This is a genomic window from Xanthomonas sp. WHRI 7064, from assembly GCF_040202355.2.
Lineage (GTDB): Bacteria > Pseudomonadota > Gammaproteobacteria > Xanthomonadales > Xanthomonadaceae > Xanthomonas > Xanthomonas arboricola.
In genome coordinates this window covers 2995483-3014748 of the sequence record NZ_CP167821.1, presented here as the reverse complement: position 1 = coordinate 3014748, position 19266 = coordinate 2995483, and the positions used below count along the sequence as shown (strand labels likewise).

Below are 19266 nucleotides of genomic sequence, written 5' to 3'. Positions count from 1 at the left end.
GGAGCGCGCTGGCGCGCGATGAAGCTCTCCCAGTGAAGCCTCATCGCGCACAAGTGCGCTCCTACCCATGCACTGTCGATCTCCTACCAATGCACTGTCGATGGCCTGCAGCATGGATGTCGCATCGCGGCATCGCGGCGGCATCTGCGCTCTGCGGCGGGTCGCCGACTTTTTCGCTCATGCAGCGGCTATATTGATGCCCATGAAACATAGGGGCGGGGGCGCGATGCGTCCGATACAAGGGATAGGTGCGCTGCTGCTGATGGCCTGCAGCGGCGCTGCCATGGCGTTGGGCTTGGGCGATATCCGGGTGCTGTCCAGGCCCGGGCAGCCGTTGGTGGCCGAGATTCCGGTCATCTCCAATGAGCCGGGCGAACTCGACAACGCACGCGTGGCGCTGGCATCGGCCACCACGTTTGCACGGGTCGGCCTGGAGCGCCCGCAGGGCCTGGTCAGCAACCTGCAGTTCCAGTTCGCGCAGGACGCGCGCGGGCGTGCGGTGATCCGCGTGACCAGCAGCCAGGCAGTGGAGCAGCCGGCGATCAACTTCCTGATCGAGGTGGAGTGGGGCCAGGGCCGGCTGGTGCGCGAGTATTCCGCATTGGTCGATGCGCCCAACACCGCCGCGGCGATCGCCGAGCCAGGCATCGAGGCGCCGCGCGCCGGGGCCAGCAATGCCATCGCACGCGCGCCGGCCGCCGCGCCCGCAACCGCCGCCGAACGCGCCGGACAGGCCGCCGACGCGGCGGCGCCCGGCACGCGTTCCAGCACGCGCGCTGCCGCGCCGGTGCCGGCCGGCGATGCGTTGCCGACGGTGCGCTCGGGCCAGACCTTGTCGGAGATCGCTGCCGCGGTGGCCCGTTCCAGCGGGCATTCGCTCGACCAGACCATGCTGGCGCTGCTGCGTACCAACCCGGACGCCTTCATCGGCGGCAACATCAATCGATTGAAGCAGGGCGCAGTGCTGCGCACCCCGCAGGAGGATGCGCTGGCGCAGGTCGGCGCAGCCGAGGCGGCGGTGATGGTGCGCGAGCAGGCCGTGCAGTGGCGTCAGGCGCGCTCGGCGATGCCGCAGCCGGCCGAGGCCGGTGCTGCCGCTGCCGCTGCAGCGCCCACGCCTGCCGTAGCGGCGGCCTCGGCAGGTGCCGGCGCGCGGCTCGAGATTGCCCCTGCAGTGGCGAGTCAGACCAACACCGCCGGCGCCACGTCCGGCACCAGTGCCGAAGGCGAGGGCGACATGGCGGCCAACCAACAGTTGCAACAGGCCAGGGAAGACATCGCCACCCGCGATGCGGAATTGCAGGATCTGCGCACCCGCGTGGCCGATCTGGAAAAGCTCAAGCAGCAACAGCAGGCCTTGATCGCCATGAAGGACACCGACCTGGCGGCCGCGCAGAAGCGGCTGTCGGAGACGCCGGCTGCGGCACAGCAGGGCAGCGGGTTCCCGCTGTGGCTGATCGGTGGCCTGGTGTTGATCGTCGCGGCGGTCGTCGCCTGGCTGGCGGCGCGCCGGCGCAAACCCTCGCCGCTGCCGCCGTTGCCGCGGCGTCAGTTCGATTTCGTGCCGGTCGGTGCCGCGGCAGACGCCGCCGAACCGCAGGACGATGCGCAGGCCACCGTGCCCAGCGAGCACGATGTGCTGCACGACCCCGAATTCGAGCAGGCCGATCTGCGGGAAGAAGAACGCGCCTACCAGACGCAGCAACCGCTGTCCGATGTGCTGCGCCGCGAGCCGCTGTTGTCCGAGCCTGCCGCCGCGCCGCCGGTGGTCACCAGCGAGGACTGGCGCTCGCTGCGCGCAACGCCGCCAGCGCCTCCGGTAGAGCAACCGGCGTTCGTCGCGCCTGAGGACGCGGTGCCGGAGCCGCCAAGGTCCTCGCACGCGCAGCCGGAAGACGGCCAGCTGCCGTACGGTGACGTTGCGCATGCCAGCAATGATCTGCCGCCGGGCGTGCCGTCCGCGTCGGTCGCCACGCAGGACCGCCTGGATGTCGATCCGGCACCCATCGCGCCTGCCGCTGCGCCCAGCGCGGTGAACAGCAGGGAATTCGTCTCGGCAGGGCGCGATCGTCTGGAGCTGGCCGTGGCCTACATGGACCTTGGCGACAGGGACACCGCGCGCGGCCTGTTGCTGGAAGTCGCGGCAACCGGCGACGAGGCCAGCCGCGCCGAGGCCGCCGAGATGCTGGAACGCCTGGCATGAGCCCGGCGCTGGACAGCATGGCCGCCGCACGCGAGCGCCGCATCGATTACGTGGAATTCGCCTCGCTCGATCTGGAGGCCAGCCGCGCCTTTTTCGAAGCCGTGTTCGACTGGCAGTTTCAGGCCTATGGTCCGGATTATCTGGCCTTCAACGACGGTCGTCTGGACGGCGGTTTCTATCGCGCCACCGCGGTAGCGCCGGCAGACGCTGGCCCACTGGTCGTGCTGTATGCCGACGAGTTGGACCCCATGGCCGAGCAGATCCTTGCCGCCGGTGGCGAGATCGTCAAGCCGGTGTTCGGCTTTCCCGGCGGCAGCCGCTTTCATTTCCGCGAGCCGGGCGGTAACACGCTGGCAGTGTGGTCCGAGCGCGCGGTCGGCTAGTCCACGCGCTCCATCGATTCGATAACAGGCAGGTTCCGATGCGTTACGCGCTGGGCGTGGAGTACGACGGCAGCGAGTTTCAGGGCTGGCAGCAGTTGGGCGAACATGGCGGGCCGAGCGTACAGGCCAGCCTGCAGGCGGCGCTGTCCTCGGTGGCCGATGCCCCGGTGCAGGTGGTGTGCGCAGGCCGCACCGATGCCGGCGTGCATGGCGAATGCCAGGTGGTGCATTTCGACAGCGATGCGCGCCGCGAGCCGCGTGGCTGGATGCTGGGCACCACCGCGCGCCTGCCGCCCTCGATCGCGGTGCGCTGGTGCGTGCCGGCCGCCGTCGACTTCCATGCGCGGTTTTCCGCACGCGCACGCCGCTACCGGTATCGCCTGCTCAATCGGCAGATACGCCCGGCGCTGTATCGCCAGACCTTGAGCTGGGAGCGGCGCCCGCTGGATGCCGATGCCATGCACGCAGCCGCGCAGGCCTTGCTGGGCGAGAACGACTTCAGCGCATTTCGCAGTGTGCAGTGCCAGGCCCTGCATGCACGCCGCAACCTGCAGTCCATCAGCGTGCAACGCATCGGCGAGGTGGTGGAGGTGCAGGTCCAGGCCAATGCATTCCTTCATCACATGGTGCGGAATATTGTTGGCTCGCTGATCCTGATCGGAACCGGGGAACAACCGGGCGACTGGATCGCGACGTTGCTGGCCGGCCGCGACCGCACGGCGGCCGGGCCGACAGCGCCGCCACAAGGCCTGGTCTTCGTCGGGCCGCTGTATCCCGCAGAGTGGCATCTGCCCGCTGAGGTAACCCAATGAATCGATCGCTGTACCGCACCCGTATCAAGTTCTGTGGCATGACCCGCGCCGGTGATATTCGACTGGCCGGCGAGCTGGGTGTGGACGCGGTAGGTTTCATCTTTGCGCATGGCAGCCCGCGCCGCGTGGCGCCGGCCGAAGCCCGCGCGATGCGCCAGGCCACTGCGCCGATGGTCGATGTGGTGGCGCTGTTCCGCAACAACTCCAAGGAAGAAGTGCGTGAGGTGGTGCGCACCGTACGTCCGACCTTGTTGCAGTTCCATGGCGAGGAAGACGACGCGTTCTGCCGCAGCTTCAACCTGCCGTATCTGAAGGCGGTGCCGATGGGCAGCGGCGGGATGAATGGCGAGGACGCCAACGCGCGAACCTTGCAGCTCGCTTTCCCCAATACCGCCGGTTTCCTGTTCGACAGCCATGCGCCCGGTGCAGGCGGCGGTACCGGCAAGACCTTCGATTGGTCGCGCCTGCCGACCGGCCTGCATCGCCCATTTCTCCTGGCCGGCGGCATCACCGCCGACAACGTGTTCGATGCGATCGTGGCAACGCTGCCCTGGGGTGTGGACGTGTCCAGCGGCGTGGAGCTGGCGCCCGGCATCAAGGACGGCCACATGATGCGCAAGTTCGTCGAAGAAGTGCGCCGGGCCGATTGTCACGAGATGGGGTGAGTTGGGGATTCGGGATTCGGGAATCGGGAATCGGAGTAGGCAGTCTGCTTCGTTGTTTTGATTGCCCTAGATCTTTCGCTTCTCTGATGATCGATTGTTCGGTCGCTGTTTCGCCCATCACTGAGCGTTCCAATCAGACGCTTGCGGCATCCGTGGTGCGCTGCTGATCTTCTGAAAGTGCGCTGCGCAACCAGCCGGCGAGCTGGTCGATGCGCGGGTCCGGGTTGCGCCTTGCGGCGCACAGCACCCAGCGGCCGCGGGTTGGCGTGAAGCCCCAGGGCGCCAGCAGGCGTCCGGCGGCCAGGTCCGCGGCAACCAGCGGTTGCGGTGCGATCGCCACGCCCAGGCCGGCGGCGGCGGCTTCCAGCAGGTAGACCAGATGTTCGAATTCGGTGCCGAAGCGCAGCGCTTCGGCTGCCACGCCGTGGCTTTGTGCCCATTCCGGCCAGGCCTGCGGGCGCGAGCGGGTGTGCAGCAAGGCGTGATCGAGCAGGGCGGCAGGCGCTCTGCCAGCGAGCTGTGTCGCCGATGCGAGCTGCGGACTCAGCACCGGACCGATCCACTCCACCCCCAGCTCGTGCACCTGCCAGTCGCCCGGCCAGGGCGGGGTGTCCAGCAGCAGTGCCGCATCTAGCCCGTCCAGATCCGGGCCGGGCGCCTGCTCGTTGGCCGACAGGTGCAGGCGCACCTGCGGCAGATCCCGCTGCAGCCGGCCCAGCCGCGGGATGACCCAGCGCGCGAGCAGGCTGCCCGAGCAGCCCAGTACCAGCGGCGCCTCGCTAGTGGGGCGCCGCAATGCCGCCCAGGTGTCGCCGATCAGCGCAAAGCCCTCACCGGTCGCATCACGCAGCCGGGCGCCGGCAGGCGTCAGCACCAGGCCACGGCCCTGGCGGGTGAACAGCGCCGCGCCCAGGGCCTGTTCCAGCGAGCGCACGTGCCGGCTGATGGCGCCATGGGTCACGTGCAACTCCTGCGCGGCCCGGCTGACGCTCTGCAGACGCGCGGCGGATTCGAACGCGCGTAGCGCTGCCAGCGGTGGAAGCAGGATGCTCATATGTGAGTCCAGGTCACAGGTTGCGGCAATCTTATCGATTTATCGCGCGCCGTGGCTGCGCTACAGTAATGCTTCTTGTATGACCGCATCGCTGCAGAGGATTCCCATGTCGGCCCAGCCCATCAGTGACTTTCACGCCTATCCGGACGCTGCCGGCCACTTCGGCAAGTTTGGTGGCCGGTTCGTCGCCGAGACCTTGATCGGCCCGTTGCAGGAACTGGCTGCCGCCTACGACCAGGCGCGCCAGGATCCGGCCTTCATTGCCGAGTACGACAAGGACCTCAAGCATTACGTCGGCCGGCCCAGCCCGATCTACCACGCCGAGCGCCTGAGCCGCGAAGTGGGCGGCGCGCAGATCCTGCTCAAGCGCGAGGACCTGAACCACACCGGCGCGCACAAGATCAACAACACCATCGGCCAGGCCCTGCTGGCCAGCCGCATGGGCAAGACCCGCATCATCGCCGAGACCGGCGCCGGCCAGCATGGCGTGGCCAGCGCCACGGTCGCCGCGCGGCTGGGCCTGGAGTGCGTGGTCTACATGGGTGCCACCGACATCGAGCGGCAGAAGATCAACGTCTACCGCATGAAACTGCTCGGTGCCACGGTGATCCCGGTGACCTCCGGCTCGGCCACGCTCAAGGACGCGCTCAACGAGGCGATGCGCGACTGGGTCACCAACGTGCAGGACACCTTCTACATCATCGGCACCGTGGCCGGCCCGGATCCGTATCCGCGCATGGTGCGTGACTTCAATGCGATTGTCGGCCGCGAAGCGCGCGTGCAGATGCTGGAAGACTTCGGCCGCCTGCCGGATGCGATCAGCGCCTGCGTCGGCGGCGGTAGCAATGCGATCGGCCTGTTCCATGCCTTCCTCAACGACCCGGGCGTCAAGATCTACGGTGCCGAAGCGGCCGGGGACGGCATCGCCAGCGGCCGTCATGCGGCGTCGATCGCGGCCGGGCGCCCCGGTGTGCTGCATGGCAACCGCACCTATGTGATCTGCGACGACGACGGCCAGATCACCGAAACCCATTCGATCTCCGCCGGCCTGGATTACCCGGGCGTGGGCCCGGAGCATTCGTTCCTGTCCGACAGCGGCCGCGCGGTCTACCAGGGCATCACCGACGACGAAGCGATGGCCGCCTTCCATCTGCTGGCGCATACCGAAGGTATCCTGGCCGCGCTCGAATCCAGCCACGCGGTGGCGCAGTCGATCAAGCTCGCGCGGGAGATGCCCAAGGACGCGTTGATCCTGTGCAACCTGTCCGGCCGCGGCGACAAGGACGTGCACACCATCGCTGCGCGCGAAGGCGTGCAGGTCTGATGCCACTGCGGCGCGTCACCGTGACCGCGCTGGCCGACCAACCGGTTGAGCAGGAGCTGCTGTTCGCCTGGCTCGACCGCTGGGCGCCGCAGATCCGCAGCTGCTCGGAAAACAGTGGCTGCGGCTGCTGCCTGGACAGTTTCAACCTCGAGGTCGAGGCCCAGGCATTGGCCGAACTGCCGCCTGCCATGTACCAGGACATCCATTGAAGCGGTCGCACCGCCTCTAACTTTTGCAAGGTCTTTCAATGCGTCGTATCGACGAAACTTTCCAGCGCCTGCGCGCCGATGGCCGCAAGGCGCTCATCCCCTTCATCACCGCCGGCGACCCGTCGCTGGAAGCCACCGTGCCGGTCATGCACGCGCTGGTGCGTGCCGGTGCCGACGTCATCGAACTGGGCGTGCCGTTTTCCGACCCGATGGCCGACGGCCCCACCATCCAGCGCAGCTCCGAGCGCGCGCTGGGCCGTGGTGCCGGCCTGGCCTACGTGCTGGAAGCGGTGCACGAATTCCGCCGCGAAGACGCCACCACACCGGTGGTGTTGATGGGCTACCTCAACCCGATCGAGATCCACGGCACCCGGCGCTTCGCCGAAGCCGCCGTCGCTGCCGGTGTGGATGGCCTGCTCCTGGTCGATCTTCCGCCCGAAGAGGCGGCCGAGACCCGCGCCATCTTCACCGAGGTCGGCCTGGCACTGATCGCGCTGGCCTCGCCGACCACCAGCGAGCAGCGCCTGGACATGCTGTGCAGCAGTGCCCAGGGGTATCTGTATTACGTCAGCTTCGCCGGCGTCACCGGCGCCTCGAATCTGCTCGACACCCATGCCGCCAGCGACCGCCTGCGCCAGCTGCGCCGGCGTGCCGGCGCTCCGGTGGTGGCCGGCTTCGGCATCAAGGACGCCGCCAGCGCCGCCGCGATGGCCGTCGACGCCGAAGGGGTGGTGGTCGGCAGCGCCCTGGTCGCCGCGCTGGCCGAAGCCACCGACGTCCGCAGCGCCCGCGAACGCGCCGAAGCCTTCCTGGCCCCACTGCGCCAGGCGCTCGACCAGGCCTGAAACCAACGCTGCGTTCTCCTGCAGGGGGAGACGGCGCGGCCTGCGCGCCACTGGTGCGCAGGCCTTTAAGCGCCCGCGCGGCAGGCACGGGCCGGGCCCGCCGGCCCTGCATTTAGCCTCCGCGCTACCTCGGCTTTCCTGCGGCGCGTTAGACTGTCGCCCCTCTGCGGCCCACATGGCCGCCCTGCATGGATTGTCATACACGCATGAGCTGGCTCAGCAAATTGATGCCCTCCGGCATCCGCACCGAGAACACCCCGGCCAAGAAGCGCAGCGTCCCCGAGGGCCTGTGGGAGAAGTGCAGCAACTGCGGCAGCGCGCTGTACGGCCCCGAGCTCGAGGAGAACCTCGAGGTCTGTCCCAAGTGCGACCACCACATGGCGATCCGCGCGCGCGCGCGCCTGAACTCGCTGTTCGATCCCGACACCGCGACCACCGAGATCGCCGCCCAGCTGGGCCCGGTCGACGTGCTCAAGTTCAAGGACCAGAAGCGCTACGGCGAGCGCATCAAGGCCAGCCAGAAGAGCAGCGGCGAGTACGACGCACTGATCGCCATGCGCGGCACGCTCAAGGGCAATCCGCTGGTCGCCGCAGCCTTCGACTTCGCCTTCATGGGCGGCTCGATGGGCTCGGTGGTCGGCGAGCGCTTCGCACGTGCGGCCGAAGTGGCGCTGGAAGTCGGCTGCCCGTTCGTGTGCTTTTCCGCCAGCGGCGGGGCGCGCATGCAGGAGGGCCTGTTCTCGCTGATGCAGATGGCCAAGACCTCCGCCGCGCTCGGTCGCCTGCGCGAAGCCGGCCTGCCGTACATCTCGGTGCTGACCCATCCCACCACCGGTGGCGTGTCGGCCTCGTTCGCGATGCTGGGCGATATCAATATCGCCGAGCCGCATGCCCTGATCGGCTTCGCCGGCCCGCGCGTGATCGAGCAGACCGTGCGCGAGACCTTGCCGGAAGGCTTCCAGCGTTCGGAGTTCCTGCTCGACCACGGTGCCATCGACCAGATCTGCGACCGCCGCGACCTGCGCGACCGCATCGCCGATCTGACCGCGATGATGATGCGCCAGCCGCATCCGCAGGACGCGGCCGCATGAGGCCAGTGGTTGCGCGCATGCGCGACACCGTCGCACGCGCCGCTGCGCGTGCGTCCACCCGTAGGCAGGAACACCGCAACGCATGAGCAGTCGCAAGTATTTTGGAACCGACGGCATCCGCGGTCGGGTCGGGCAGGGCGTGATCTCGGCCGATTTCGTGCTGCGGCTGGGCAACGCGCTCGGTCGGGTGCTGACCCAGGGCCGCAGCAAGCGCCCGCTGGTGCTGATCGGCAAGGACACCCGGATCTCCGGCTACATGTTCGAAGCCGCGTTGGAAGCCGGCCTGGTCGCCGCCGGCGCCGACGTGCAGCTGATCGGCCCGATGCCGACCCCGGCCATCGCCTTCCTGACCAACACCCTGCGTGCCGACGCCGGCGTGGTGATCAGCGCCTCGCACAACCCGCATTACGACAACGGCATCAAGTTCTTTTCTGCCGAAGGCGAGAAGCTCGACGACGCCACTGAAGCGGCGATCGAGGCCGCGCTGGACGAGCCGTTCCACACCGTGGAATCGGAGCGCCTGGGCAAGGCGATCCGCACTCGCGATGCGATCGGCCGTTACATCGAATTCTGCAAGGCCAGCGTGGCGCGCGGGTTCACCCTGCACGGCCTGAAGATGGTGCTGGACTGCGCGCATGGCGCGACCTATCACATCGCGCCGATGCTGTTCCGCGAGCTGGGTGCGGACGTGGTCGTCATCGGTGCCGCACCGGACGGGCTCAATATCAATGCCGGTGTCGGCTCCACCCATATCGACAACCTCGCCGCCAAGGTGCGCGAGAGCGGTGCGCAGCTCGGCATCGCCTTCGATGGCGATGGCGATCGCGTGCTGATGGCCGACGACCAGGGCAACCCGGTCGATGGCGACGATCTGCTCTACGTGCTCGCGCGCTCCTGGCAGGCCAGCGGCCGGCTCACCGGCACCGTGGTCGGCACCTTGATGACCAACTACGGTCTGGAACAGGCGCTGGCCACATTGCACATCCCGTTCCAGCGCGCCAAGGTCGGCGACCGCTACGTGCACCAGGCCCTGGTCGAGGGCGGCGGCACGCTGGGCGGTGAGACCTCCGGCCATCTGCTGTGCCTGGATCGCGCCACCACCGGCGATGGCATCGTCAGTGCGCTGCAGGTGCTCGAGGCGCTGGGGCGCGACGGGCAGAGCCTGCGCGAGGCCCTGAGCAGCCTGAGCAAGGTGCCGCAGAAGACCGTCAATGTGCGGCTGGGAGGCGGGGCGGCCAAGGCGATCGTGGAGGCGGCCGGCGTGCAGCAGGCGCTGCAGCAGGCGCAGGCCGCCGTGCAGGGCCGTGGGCGCGCGTTCTTGCGTCCGTCCGGCACCGAGCCGGTGGTGCGCGTGACCGTGGAAGCCGACGACGCCGGCCTGATGCAGGACACGCTCGACCGTCTCTCCGGAGCAGTGCGTGACGCGGCGTGAGTCGCTGATCATTGGTGTGTGCGTGGTCTTTGCCAAGGCCGCGACGTTCTACCTGTTGTATCGCCTGCTGTCCTGAGCGGCAGGCTTTCCTTTCGACTTCCCGACTTCAACTGCAGATATCCGTATGAGCGCCCGCATCCCGACCCTGGACATCACCCGTTTCGACAGCGACCGCGACGCCTTCGTCGCCGAGCTCGGCGCGGCCTATCGGCAGTGGGGCTTTGCCGGCATCCGCAACCACGGCATCGCGCAGGCCGACATCGACGCGGCGTATGACGTGTTCAAGGCGTTCTTCGCCCTGCCCGAAGAGGTCAAGCGTCGCTATCACGTGGAAGGCAGCGGCGGTGCGCGCGGCTACACCGCGTTCGGCGTGGAGACCGCCAAGGATTCCAAGCATTTCGATCTGAAGGAGTTCTGGCATATCGGTCGCGAGATTGCGGACGATTCGCCTTACCGCGCGGTGATGGCGCCGAACCTGTGGCCCGAAGAGGTCCCCGGCTTTCGTGAGCGCGGCTATCGCCTGTATCAGCAGCTGGACCACCTGGGCTCGCGCGTGCTGTCGGCATTGGCGCTGCATATCGGCCTGCCGCAGGACTACTTTGTCGACAAGACCAACAACGGCAACTCGATCCTGCGGCCGATCCACTACCCGCCGATCACCAGCGACGACATCCCCAACGTGCGCGCCGGTGCGCACGGCGACATCAATTTCATCACCTTGCTGGTGGGTGCCAGCGCGGCCGGGCTGGAAGTGCGCTCCAACGATGGCGAGTGGGTGCCGTTCACTGCCGACGCCGACACCATCGTGGTCAACATCGGCGACATGCTGCAGCGCCTGACCAACCACGTGTATCCGTCCACCATCCATCGCGTGGTCAATCCGCCGGGCGAACAGGCGCGCAAGCCGCGCTATTCGGTGCCGTTCTTCCTGCACCCCAATCCGGATTTCCTCATCGACGTGCTGCCTTCGTGCATCACCGCCGACAATCCGAGCCGTTATCCCGAGCCGATTACCGCGCACGGTTTTCTGGAAGAACGTCTGCGCGAGATCAAGCTGAAGTAATCCGTTCGCAGCCGCGATAGCGCAGCCAACAGCTGCGCTCGCAGCATCGGCAATGACCTCCGCCACAGTTTGATTCATAAAATTCTGCTGGCGGCTGGTTAAAGCTTGCATTCACCTCAGCCGATAACCCAGTCTGATCGCTAGCGCGACGTCGGATTCGCCTGGCGTGCGCTGCCGATTGCACTAGGCTTGGGGGGCGCATGCGGACGCAGTGGTTCAAACGGATCGGCCCGGTTGCGGGGTTGCTGGCGTACTGCGCCGCAAGCTGTGCGTTGGCGACGCCGCTCAGCGTCACCGTTGTCGATGCCAACGGCATGTTGGTCGATGCGGTGGTGAGTCTGGAGCCGGCACGTCCGGTGGCCGCCAGCGGCGCACCCAGAACCGTCGAGATGGACCAGGTCAATTCGCAGTTCGTGCCGGCGGTGCTGGCGGTGCGTACCGGCACCCTGGTGCGGTTTCCCAACAACGACCAGATTCGTCATCAGGTCTATTCGTTCTCTGCCGCAAAGCGGTTCGAGTTGCCGCTGTTCCAGGGCAGCACTGCCGCGCCGGTGCGCTTTGACCAGGCTGGGCTGGTGACGGTGGGCTGCAATATCCACGACTGGATGCTGGGCTATATCGTGGTGGTGGACACACCGTATTTCGGCAAGACCGGCAGCGACGGTCGCGTGCAGCTGGACGCGCCGGCAGGCAACTACACCTTGCGGGTCTGGCATCCGCGCATCAAGGGCGCCGCACTCGCCGAGCCGGTGGCGCTTGCGCGCGAGGCCGTGCAACGGCGCGTGACCTTGCAGACCAGCGGCCCCGCACCGGCGGTGGCACCTCCGGATGCGCGGGTGCGCGCGCTGCAGGACAAGTTCCGCCGCGCCGACCCGCAGAAGCCCAAGCCATGAAGGCCATGCGCCTGCATACCCGCATCGCGGCGTTTCTGGTGCTGGTCGTGCTCGCCACGCAGGCGTTGACCTTCATCGCGGTGCAGGTCGCCACCGAGCGCAGCGTCAAGGCGCAACTTGGCGAAGAGCTGCAGATCGGCGAGCGCGTCTGGCAACGCATCAATCTGCGCCGCGACGAACAACTGCTGCAGTCGGCCTCGGTGCTGGCCGACGATTTCGGTTTCCGCGCGGCCGTGGCCAGCGGCGATGTGCCGACCATGCAATCGGCATTGCGCAACCACGCTGCGCGCATGTCGGCGCAGACCGCACTGCTGCTGGCGCCGGATGGCGAATTTTTGACTGGGCTTGCCGATCTGCCGCAAGCCGAACAGCTGCGCGCGGTGCAGACCCTGCTGCAGCAGGCGCAGCGCGATGGGCGTGCGGTGGGCGTGGTCGCACTGGACCGACGCATCGTGCGGCTGGCGGTGGTGCAGGTACTGGCACCGAGCCGGGTGGGCTGGATCGCGATCGGCAACGAATCCGGCGACGGTCTCGCGCAGGATTTCCGTTCCACCACCGGGCTGGATGCGACCTTCTTCACCGATGGTCCGCCGGTGCGGGTGCTGGCGTCCACGCTGGAGCCGGCCGCGCGCGCCGAGTTCGCGCAGCAGTTGCCAACTGCCGAACGCGCGCAGGGCGCGGCGGTCGCGTTGACGCTGGCCGAGTCGCGTTACCTGGTCAAACTGCAGTCGATCCAGGGCGACAGCCATGTGCGGGTCGCGCTGCAGGCCTCGCTGGATCGCGCGGTGGCGCCTTATCGTGTGCTTAAGTTGCGCATTCTGCTGCTGGCGGGCCTGGCCACGGCTGCGGCGCTGGGTGTGGCGATCTTCCTGGCGCGCAGCGTCAGCAGGCCGGTCGCGCAGCTGGTACAGGCAGCGCGGCGCATCCAGCGCGGCGACTACCACACCGCGGTCGAGGTGCCATCCGGGCGCGAACTGGCCGAGTTGGCCGACAGCTTCGGTCGCATGCAGCAGCAGATCGCCAGTCGCGAGCAGCATATCCTGCATCAGGCGCGCCACGATGCCCTAACCGGTCTGCCCAATCGCATCTGGTTGCTGGAGCGGCTGAAGGATGTGGTGGAGCAGACCGTGGCCTCCGGCGGCACGGCCGCGGTGCTGATCCTGGATCTGGAGCGCTTCAAGGAACTCAACGACAGCCTGGGCCACGATTTCGCTGACCAGGTCCTGGTCGAAGCAGGCCGCCGCCTTGCCGACGTGGTCCAGGAACCCAATCTCGTCGGGCGGCTGGGCAGCGACGAATTCATGGTGGTGGTGGCGCAGACCGATGTCACCACCGTGCAGCAGGATGCACAGCGCTTGCTGCTGCAGTTGCGCCGCCCGCTGGCGCTGCCGCAGGCGCGTATCCAGCTGGAAGCCAGCATCGGCATCGCCCTGATTCCCGAACACGGCGCCGATCCGGACACCTTGTTGCGGCGCGCGGACATCGCACGTCGCCAGGGCGGCAACGTCACCGCCGTCGGCGCCAGCGTGTATCGCCTGGGCCAGGACGAGCAGCATCTGCGCCGGCTGCGCCTGACCGGCGATCTGCGCCAGGCCATCGGCGGCAACGAGCTGACCTTGCGCTTCCAGCCCAAGATCGGCCTGCGCAACGATCGCGTCGAACAGGTGGAGGTGCTGGTGCGCTGGCAGCATCCGGTGCTCGGGGCGATCGGCCCGGACGAATTCATTCCGCTGGCCGAGCACTCCGGCGTGATCCATCCCTTGACCCGCTTCGTGCTGGACGAGGCGCTGCGCTGCCAGGCGCACTGGCGCAGGCAGGGGCTGGAGCTGGGCATGGCGATCAATCTCTCCGCACTGGATCTGTCCGACCCCGGCCTGCCGGATTACGTGCGTGGCCGTCTGGAACATCACGCGGTGCCGGCGCAGTCGGTGACGCTGGAACTCACCGAAAGCGCGCTGATGCGCGATGTCGAATCGGCGCTGCACATGCTGCATCAGCTGCGCAGCGTCGGCGTGCGCCTGTCCATTGACGACTTTGGCACCGGTTATTCCTCGTTGGCGCAACTCAAGCGCATGCCGGTGAACGAATTGAAGATCGACAAGAGTTTTGTCATGCAGCTGGCCGAGGGCACCGACGATGCGTTCATCGTGCGCAGCACCATCGATCTGGGGCACAACCTGGGCTTGAGCGTGATCGCCGAAGGCGTGGAGAACGCCACCGCGCTGGGGCTGCTGCGCGGTTATGGCTGCGACATGGTGCAGGGCTATCTGTATTCGCCGCCACTGGAAGAAGTGCCGCTGGTCGCCTGGTGCATGCGGCAACTCGATCTGGCGCCGGTGGCGCAGGCAGGAGTGCATCGATGAGCAAATGGCGGGGCGCGCTGCTGTCGGTGGCGCTGGCCGGGCTGGCCAGCGCGCCCGCGTCGGCGATCGCCGGCGACGGGCGCCTGCTCGCCACCGGTGGCGTGTCGATGATCGAAGGCAGTAGCGGTGGCGGCATCGTGCCGTGGGCCACATTGTCGGGCTACGGCACCCGCGACGAACTCGGCAGCGTGCTGTTCGCCACGCATGTGGACAGCGGCGATTACCGGCTCGACGTGCAGGGTGCCGCGCTGACGGTCGGCAACCGGCTGGAACTTTCGCTGGCGCGGCAACGGCTGGATCTGGGCACCCTGCAGGATCGGCTGGGCCTGCCATGGAATGCGCTTGGTCAGGACGTGTTCGGCGCCAAGCTGCGGGTCTACGGCGATCTGGTCTACGGACATGCGCCGCAGGTCAGCGTGGGCGTGCAGTACAAACGCCTGCGCAATGGCACGCTGCCGCTGGCGATCGGCGCGCGCGACGATCACGGCACCGACGTCTATGTCAGCGCCAGCCGATTGTTCCTGCAGGCCGCGGGCGGCTATCAACTGCTGCTCAACGGCACGCTGCGTGCGACCCGCGCCAATCAGACCGGCTTGCTCGGTTTCGGCGGCGATCGTCGCAACGCCTATCGGCTGGTTGGCGAAGCCAGCGCCGCCGTCGTGCTGTCGCCGGCGTGGGTGGTCGGCGTGGAATATCGCGACAAGCCCGATAACCTCGGCTTCGCCCGCGAGCAGGCCTGGGCGGATGCATTCGTGGCCTGGTTTCCCAGCAAGCATGTGTCCCTGACCGCGGCCTGGGCCGAGCTTGGCGATATCGCCACGCTCACCGACCAACGCGGTCCCTATCTTTCCCTGCAGGTGGCGTTCTGATGAATCGACGGCTGCGTTGGCCCTTGCTGTGCATGCTGGCGCTGATGAGTGCCTGCGCCACCACGCAACCGCGCCCCACGCTCTACGACGAACTCGGCGGGCAGGCCGGCATCGAAGCGCTGGTGGAAACCATGCTGTCGCGCATCGCCGACGACCAACGCATCGTCGACAAGTTTGCGCGCGTCAACATCGTGATGCTCAACGAGCGCCTGGTGCAGAAGTTCTGCCATGTCGCCGACGGCCCGTGCCCGGATACCGCCAAGTCGATGCAGCAGGCGCACGCGCACCTGGCCATTCGCGAAGGCGACTTCAATGCGCTGGTGGAGGATCTGAACTGGGCGATGGATCAGCGCAAGATTCCGCGCCGCACGCAGAACCGTCTGCTGGCGCGGTTGGCGGCCATGCACGGCGAAATTGTCAATCACTGAGGCTGTCGCATCGCTACCGCGCGCAGCGATGGGCGCGCGTGGTCGCTGCTCGTAACACCATGTTTCCAGCCACGGGCTGCGGCTGTGGGCGGCGCCGTTCACAGCATCCGACGTCCGCTCGCGACGTATTGCCAGTCGCCCTGCGCTGCAGACAGGAGGGAGGCCGCGGCCGGTACCGGTGGTGACCATGGCAACGGACAAGCGGGCAGTTGCAAGCGGCGCGCGGTCACGGGTGTGTGGCTGCGCAGGCAAGACGCTGCAGGCAGCCGATGCGCCGCCGCCCCTCACTGCAACGGACGCACCCGCTGCGATCCGCGCGCCATCAGGCGCAGTGCGAGCGCATGCGGCACCACGCGCAAGACCGCATTGACCAGACGATAGCGCCAGCCCGGCACGGCCAGTACCTGGCCGCGTTCCAGCGCGGCAATGCCGTACTCGGCCACGTCGTCGGCCTGCAGCCACGCCCAGCGGGGCAGGGTGGACATCGCCGCGCGGGTGCCGGTGACATCGTGAAACTCCGACCAGGCAAAGCCGGGACACAGCGCGCAGACCTTGACCGCGCAGTCGGCGTTCTCCAGTGCCAGCGATTCGCTGAAGCGCAGCAGGAAGCTCTTGCTGGCTGCGTACAGCGTCTGCCCGTCGGCACTCGGCGTCAGTGCGGCGAACGAGGCCACATTGAGGATGCGGCCCTGGCCGCTGGCGCGAATCATCGGCAAGAGCCGCCAGGTCAGTTCGCACACCGCGCTCACCATCACCTGCAGAAAGCGTGCATGCGTGGCCCAGTCGTTGTGCAGATAGCGGCCCGGCACGCCGTAGCCGGCGTTGTTGACCAGGGTGCCCACCGTCCAGCCATTGCGCTGGATCTGCGCAACCAATGCTTCGACCGCGGCGGGATCGCCCAGATCGGCCGGCACCACTTCCACCCGTACCAAGGGCCGCAACTCCTCGGCCAGCGCCTGCAGCCGGTCGACCCGGCGCGCGGTCAGGATCAGCGGCACGCCACGCCTTGCGTAGGCACGCGCAATCTCGCGGCCGATGCCGCTGGAGGCGCCGGTGACCAGCGCGAAGACAGGCAAAACGGACATGGCAGGTTCCTGGTGGAGGAGGGGGAGGACAGGCAACGGACAGAAGTGTGCCGGCTGCCGACAGGGCATGGGCTATTCTGTCGCCTGTCTTCCACTCAGGAACCTGCGCCTGATGCGTCGAAAGATCGTTGCCGGAAATTGGAAGCTGCATGGCAGCCGCGCCTTCGCCACCGAACTGGTGGCCCAGATCGCCGCGCACATGCCCCTGGAGGGTGTCGATGTCGTCATCCTGCCGCCACTGCCTTACCTGGGCGACCTGATCGAGGATTTCGAGGAACACCATCTGTGTTTCGGTGCCCAGGACGTCAGCAGTAACGAGAAGGGCGCCTACACCGGGGAAGTCTCGGCCACGATGCTGGTCGACGTCGGCGCCGAGTACGGGCTGGTCGGCCACTCCGAACGGCGCCAGTACCATCGTGAGAGCAGCGAGCTGGTGGCGCATAAATTCGCCGCCGCCATGCATGCCGGCCTGATCCCGGTACTGTGCGTGGGCGAGTCGCTGGAGCAGCGCGAGGCCGACCAGACCGAGGCGGTGCTGCGCGCCCAGCTCGAGCCGGTGCTGGCGCTGGTGGGCAGCGCGGGCTTTGCCCGCGCCGTACTCGCTTACGAGCCGATCTGGGCCATTGGCACCGGCCGCACCGCCAGCCCGGCGCAGGCGCAGGCGGTGCACGCGTTCCTGCGTGGCGAAGTCGCGAAGGCGGATGCTAGAATCGCCGATTCTCTGCCCATCCTGTACGGGGGCAGTGTCAAGCCCGATAACGCCAGCGAGCTGTTTGCGCAGCCCGACGTCGATGGCGGGCTGGTCGGAGGCGCCTCGCTGGTCGCCGAGGATTTCCTGGCCATCGCGCGTGCGGCGGCCGCTTGTTAACCCATTAAGTTTTGTCCGGGGACGGATTTCGAAATGCTGATGTTGATCCTCAATGTGGTCTACGTGCTGGTCGCGCTGGCGATGATTGCGCTGATCCTGATGCAGCGTGGTGCGGGTGCGGCAGCCGGTTCCGGCTTCGGCGCCGGCGCGTCGGGCACCGTGTTCGGCTCGCAGGGTGCGTCGAACTTCCTGTCCAAGTCGACCAAGTGGCTGGCGGTGGTGTTCTTCAGCATCAGCCTGTTCATGGCGTGGTACGCCACCCACGGCGCACGTCCGACCGACCAGAACCTGGGCGTGATGTCGCAGTCGGCCAACCCGGCGCCCGCCGCCGCGGGCGAGCTGACTCAGCCGTTGCCGCAGGCGCCGGCCGCCGGCGCAGTCCCGACCGCTCCCTCGCAGCCAGTGCCTGCCGCAACTCCGGCTGCAACGCCGGCGCAATCCGCACCGGTGCAGCAGGCGCCCGCGGCACGCGAAGAAAACGCTTCAGAACCAGCACAAAAACGCTGAAGCCGGTTACAATACGCTGCGCACTGGGATGCCCAGCGGCGCAACGTATGCCCAGGTGGCGGAATTGGTAGACGCACTACCTTGAGGTGGTAGCGACTTAGGTCGTAGGGGTTCGAGTCCCCTCTTGGGCACCATTGTTTGGCTGCAGTTCCTGCGCATCGCTGGTCGCGCGCGGGGTCTGCCTATACCCCATGCCGGCACGCGGCGCGTGCGGGCAGAGGCAAGAGAGAATCGCTGTGCTGGCCGAATATTTGCCGAGTCTGCTGTTTCTGATCGTCGCCACCGGTATCGGCATCGTGCTGATGCTGGTCGGTCGATTCCTCGGTCCGCGTAGTCCGGACCCGCGCAAGCTCTCGCCTTACGAGTGTGGCTTCGAAGCCTTCGAAGACGCGCGCATGAAGTTCGACGTGCGCTACTACCTGATCGCGATCCAGTTCATCGTGTTCGATCTGGAAATCATCTTCATCGTGCCGTGGACGCAGGTGTTCATGGAGATCGGCGCACGTTCGCTGGTCACCATGGGCCTGTTCGTCGGCATGTTGTTCCTCGGCTTTATCTACGTGTGGAAGAAGGGAGCGCTGGAATGGGAGTGATTCAGACCCTGGATCGTCTGATGACCAACCCGATGCCGGAAGGCCGGGTGGAAGACATCCTGCGCCCGGAAGGCGAAAACCCGCTGCTCGAGAAGGGCTACGTGACCACCAGCGTCGATGCGCTGCTGAACTGGGCGCGTACCGGCTCGATGTGGCCGATGACCTTCGGCCTGGCCTGCTGCGCGGTCGAGATGATGCATGCCGGCGCCGCGCGTCTGGATCTGGACCGCTACGGCGTGGTGTTCCGCCCGTCGCCGCGCCAGTCCGACGTGATGATCGTGGCCGGCACGCTGGTCAACAAGATGGCCCCGGCGCTGCGCAAGGTCTACGACCAGATGCCGGACCCGAAGTGGGTCATCTCGATGGGTAGCTGCGCCAATGGCGGCGGCTACTATCACTATTCGTATTCGGTGGTGCGCGGTTGCGATCGCATCGTGCCGGTGGACATCTACGTCCCCGGTTGCCCGCCGACCGCCGAGGCGCTGGTATACGGCATCCTGCAGCTGCAGAAGAAGATCTGGCGTACCCAGACCATCGCGCGCTGACACCCGTCTTCTTCTACTGAGAGCAGCCAAGCCC

The 19266-nt window shown here is 67.4% G+C and carries 20 protein-coding genes and 1 tRNA gene; 19 read left to right on the top strand and 2 right to left on the bottom strand.

Annotation, left to right across the window (positions count from 1 at the left end):
• Positions 1-226 precede the first annotated feature (226 nt).
• The 4 genes from ABQY74_RS12965 to ABQY74_RS12950 are packed head-to-tail and all read left to right on the top strand — an operon-like array spanning position 227 to position 4063.
• Positions 227-2203, top strand: coding sequence for a FimV/HubP family polar landmark protein (locus ABQY74_RS12965; RefSeq protein ID WP_349791713.1), 1977 nt, complete (start codon positions 227-229; stop codon positions 2201-2203).
• Entirely contained in the window at positions 2200-2586 is a 387-nt protein-coding gene (locus tag ABQY74_RS12960; RefSeq protein WP_349791711.1) for a VOC family protein, read from the top strand. Before ABQY74_RS12965 ends, ABQY74_RS12960 begins: the two co-directional genes overlap by 4 nt.
• A gap of 38 nt (positions 2587-2624) precedes the next feature.
• The gene (gene truA, locus ABQY74_RS12955; RefSeq protein WP_349791709.1) at positions 2625-3398 is read left to right on the top strand and encodes a tRNA pseudouridine(38-40) synthase TruA; all 774 of its coding nucleotides are present in this window, start codon (positions 2625-2627) and stop codon (positions 3396-3398) included.
• Positions 3395-4063, top strand: a complete 669-nt coding sequence (locus ABQY74_RS12950) for a phosphoribosylanthranilate isomerase (RefSeq protein WP_016903693.1) — start codon at positions 3395-3397, stop codon at positions 4061-4063. The genes truA and ABQY74_RS12950 overlap by 4 nt, the downstream gene beginning before the upstream one ends.
• 133 nt (positions 4064-4196) lie before the next feature.
• Here the strand turns inward: ABQY74_RS12950 and ABQY74_RS12945 are convergent, their stop codons facing one another.
• The gene (locus tag ABQY74_RS12945; protein WP_104559449.1) at positions 4197-5117 is read right to left on the bottom strand and encodes a LysR family transcriptional regulator; all 921 of its coding nucleotides are present in this window, start codon (positions 5115-5117) and stop codon (positions 4197-4199) included.
• Between the two features lie 106 nt (positions 5118-5223).
• Here ABQY74_RS12945 and trpB point away from each other — a divergent pair, with 106 nt between their 5' ends.
• From trpB to ABQY74_RS12895, 10 genes are all read left to right on the top strand, one after another.
• Positions 5224-6441, top strand: a complete 1218-nt coding sequence (gene trpB, locus ABQY74_RS12940; RefSeq protein ID WP_039522203.1) for a tryptophan synthase subunit beta — start codon at positions 5224-5226, stop codon at positions 6439-6441.
• On the top strand, positions 6441-6650 hold the full coding sequence (locus ABQY74_RS12935; protein WP_349791707.1) for a hypothetical protein: 210 nt from the start codon (positions 6441-6443) through the stop codon (positions 6648-6650). Before trpB ends, ABQY74_RS12935 begins: the two co-directional genes overlap by 1 nt.
• A gap of 38 nt (positions 6651-6688) precedes the next feature.
• The gene (gene trpA, locus ABQY74_RS12930) at positions 6689-7495 is read left to right on the top strand and encodes a tryptophan synthase subunit alpha (protein WP_039526476.1); all 807 of its coding nucleotides are present in this window, start codon (positions 6689-6691) and stop codon (positions 7493-7495) included.
• A 206-nt stretch (positions 7496-7701) separates the two neighbouring features.
• Entirely contained in the window at positions 7702-8586 is an 885-nt protein-coding gene (gene accD / locus ABQY74_RS12925) for an acetyl-CoA carboxylase, carboxyltransferase subunit beta (protein ID WP_016902982.1), read from the top strand.
• Between the two features lie 82 nt (positions 8587-8668).
• Positions 8669-10018 (top strand): phosphoglucosamine mutase, encoded by a 1350-nt coding sequence (glmM, locus tag ABQY74_RS12920; RefSeq protein WP_016902983.1) that lies wholly within the window; start codon positions 8669-8671, stop codon positions 10016-10018.
• Between the two features lie 124 nt (positions 10019-10142).
• Positions 10143-11081, top strand: coding sequence for an isopenicillin N synthase family oxygenase (locus ABQY74_RS12915; protein WP_039816401.1), 939 nt, complete (start codon positions 10143-10145; stop codon positions 11079-11081).
• Positions 11082-11281: 200 nt separating this feature from the next.
• Complete coding sequence (locus ABQY74_RS12910; RefSeq protein ID WP_102253854.1) at positions 11282-11974, top strand: methylamine utilization protein; 693 nt, start codon at positions 11282-11284, stop codon at positions 11972-11974.
• Entirely contained in the window at positions 11971-14337 is a 2367-nt protein-coding gene (locus ABQY74_RS12905; RefSeq protein ID WP_349791704.1) for an EAL domain-containing protein, read from the top strand. The genes ABQY74_RS12910 and ABQY74_RS12905 overlap by 4 nt, the downstream gene beginning before the upstream one ends.
• On the top strand, positions 14334-15206 hold the full coding sequence (locus ABQY74_RS12900; RefSeq protein WP_181098267.1) for a DUF3034 family protein: 873 nt from the start codon (positions 14334-14336) through the stop codon (positions 15204-15206). The genes ABQY74_RS12905 and ABQY74_RS12900 overlap by 4 nt, the downstream gene beginning before the upstream one ends.
• Positions 15206-15634 (top strand): group 1 truncated hemoglobin, encoded by a 429-nt coding sequence (locus ABQY74_RS12895; RefSeq protein ID WP_016902989.1) that lies wholly within the window; start codon positions 15206-15208, stop codon positions 15632-15634. The genes ABQY74_RS12900 and ABQY74_RS12895 overlap by 1 nt, the downstream gene beginning before the upstream one ends.
• A 284-nt stretch (positions 15635-15918) precedes the next feature.
• Here the strand turns inward: ABQY74_RS12895 and ABQY74_RS12890 are convergent, their stop codons facing one another.
• Positions 15919-16719, bottom strand: coding sequence for an SDR family oxidoreductase (locus ABQY74_RS12890; RefSeq protein ID WP_104573552.1), 801 nt, complete (start codon positions 16717-16719; stop codon positions 15919-15921).
• Between the two features lie 112 nt (positions 16720-16831).
• Here ABQY74_RS12890 and tpiA point away from each other — a divergent pair, with 112 nt between their 5' ends.
• From tpiA to ABQY74_RS12865, 5 genes are all read left to right on the top strand, one after another.
• Positions 16832-17587, top strand: a complete 756-nt coding sequence (tpiA, locus tag ABQY74_RS12885; RefSeq protein WP_104573551.1) for a triose-phosphate isomerase — start codon at positions 16832-16834, stop codon at positions 17585-17587.
• A 33-nt stretch (positions 17588-17620) separates the two neighbouring features.
• Entirely contained in the window at positions 17621-18094 is a 474-nt protein-coding gene (gene secG, locus ABQY74_RS12880) for a preprotein translocase subunit SecG (RefSeq protein ID WP_104573550.1), read from the top strand.
• Positions 18095-18143: 49 nt separating this feature from the next.
• Positions 18144-18228: transfer RNA gene (locus tag ABQY74_RS12875), tRNA-Leu, on the top strand.
• A 102-nt stretch (positions 18229-18330) separates the two neighbouring features.
• Positions 18331-18687: an NADH-quinone oxidoreductase subunit A gene (locus ABQY74_RS12870; RefSeq protein ID WP_003485539.1), complete on the top strand. Its 357-nt coding sequence runs from the start codon at positions 18331-18333 to the stop codon at positions 18685-18687.
• Positions 18678-19232 (top strand): NADH-quinone oxidoreductase subunit B family protein, encoded by a 555-nt coding sequence (locus tag ABQY74_RS12865; RefSeq protein ID WP_016944318.1) that lies wholly within the window; start codon positions 18678-18680, stop codon positions 19230-19232. The genes ABQY74_RS12870 and ABQY74_RS12865 overlap by 10 nt, the downstream gene beginning before the upstream one ends.
• Positions 19233-19266: the final 34 nt, after the last annotated feature.

Bases quoted from the DNA above. Each gene is read 5' to 3' on its own strand.
- ABQY74_RS12965 (WP_349791713.1), top strand. From the start codon at position 227: ATGCGTCCGATACAAGGGATAGGTGCGCTGCTGCTGATGGCCTGCAGC.
- ABQY74_RS12960 (WP_349791711.1), top strand. From the start codon at position 2,200: ATGAGCCCGGCGCTGGACAGCATGGCCGCCGCACGCGAGCGCCGCATC.
- truA (WP_349791709.1), top strand. From the start codon at position 2,625: ATGCGTTACGCGCTGGGCGTGGAGTACGACGGCAGCGAGTTTCAGGGC.
- ABQY74_RS12950 (WP_016903693.1), top strand. From the start codon at position 3,395: ATGAATCGATCGCTGTACCGCACCCGTATCAAGTTCTGTGGCATGACC.
- ABQY74_RS12945 (WP_104559449.1), bottom strand. From the start codon at position 5,117: ATGAGCATCCTGCTTCCACCGCTGGCAGCGCTACGCGCGTTCGAATCC.
- trpB (WP_039522203.1), top strand. From the start codon at position 5,224: ATGTCGGCCCAGCCCATCAGTGACTTTCACGCCTATCCGGACGCTGCC.
- ABQY74_RS12935 (WP_349791707.1), top strand. From the start codon at position 6,441: ATGCCACTGCGGCGCGTCACCGTGACCGCGCTGGCCGACCAACCGGTT.
- trpA (WP_039526476.1), top strand. From the start codon at position 6,689: ATGCGTCGTATCGACGAAACTTTCCAGCGCCTGCGCGCCGATGGCCGC.
- accD (WP_016902982.1), top strand. From the start codon at position 7,702: ATGAGCTGGCTCAGCAAATTGATGCCCTCCGGCATCCGCACCGAGAAC.
- glmM (WP_016902983.1), top strand. From the start codon at position 8,669: ATGAGCAGTCGCAAGTATTTTGGAACCGACGGCATCCGCGGTCGGGTC.
- ABQY74_RS12915 (WP_039816401.1), top strand. From the start codon at position 10,143: ATGAGCGCCCGCATCCCGACCCTGGACATCACCCGTTTCGACAGCGAC.
- ABQY74_RS12910 (WP_102253854.1), top strand. From the start codon at position 11,282: ATGCGGACGCAGTGGTTCAAACGGATCGGCCCGGTTGCGGGGTTGCTG.
- ABQY74_RS12905 (WP_349791704.1), top strand. From the start codon at position 11,971: ATGAAGGCCATGCGCCTGCATACCCGCATCGCGGCGTTTCTGGTGCTG.
- ABQY74_RS12900 (WP_181098267.1), top strand. From the start codon at position 14,334: ATGAGCAAATGGCGGGGCGCGCTGCTGTCGGTGGCGCTGGCCGGGCTG.
- ABQY74_RS12895 (WP_016902989.1), top strand. From the start codon at position 15,206: ATGAATCGACGGCTGCGTTGGCCCTTGCTGTGCATGCTGGCGCTGATG.
- ABQY74_RS12890 (WP_104573552.1), bottom strand. From the start codon at position 16,719: ATGTCCGTTTTGCCTGTCTTCGCGCTGGTCACCGGCGCCTCCAGCGGC.
- tpiA (WP_104573551.1), top strand. From the start codon at position 16,832: ATGCGTCGAAAGATCGTTGCCGGAAATTGGAAGCTGCATGGCAGCCGC.
- secG (WP_104573550.1), top strand. From the start codon at position 17,621: ATGCTGATGTTGATCCTCAATGTGGTCTACGTGCTGGTCGCGCTGGCG.
- ABQY74_RS12865 (WP_016944318.1), top strand. From the start codon at position 18,678: ATGGGAGTGATTCAGACCCTGGATCGTCTGATGACCAACCCGATGCCG.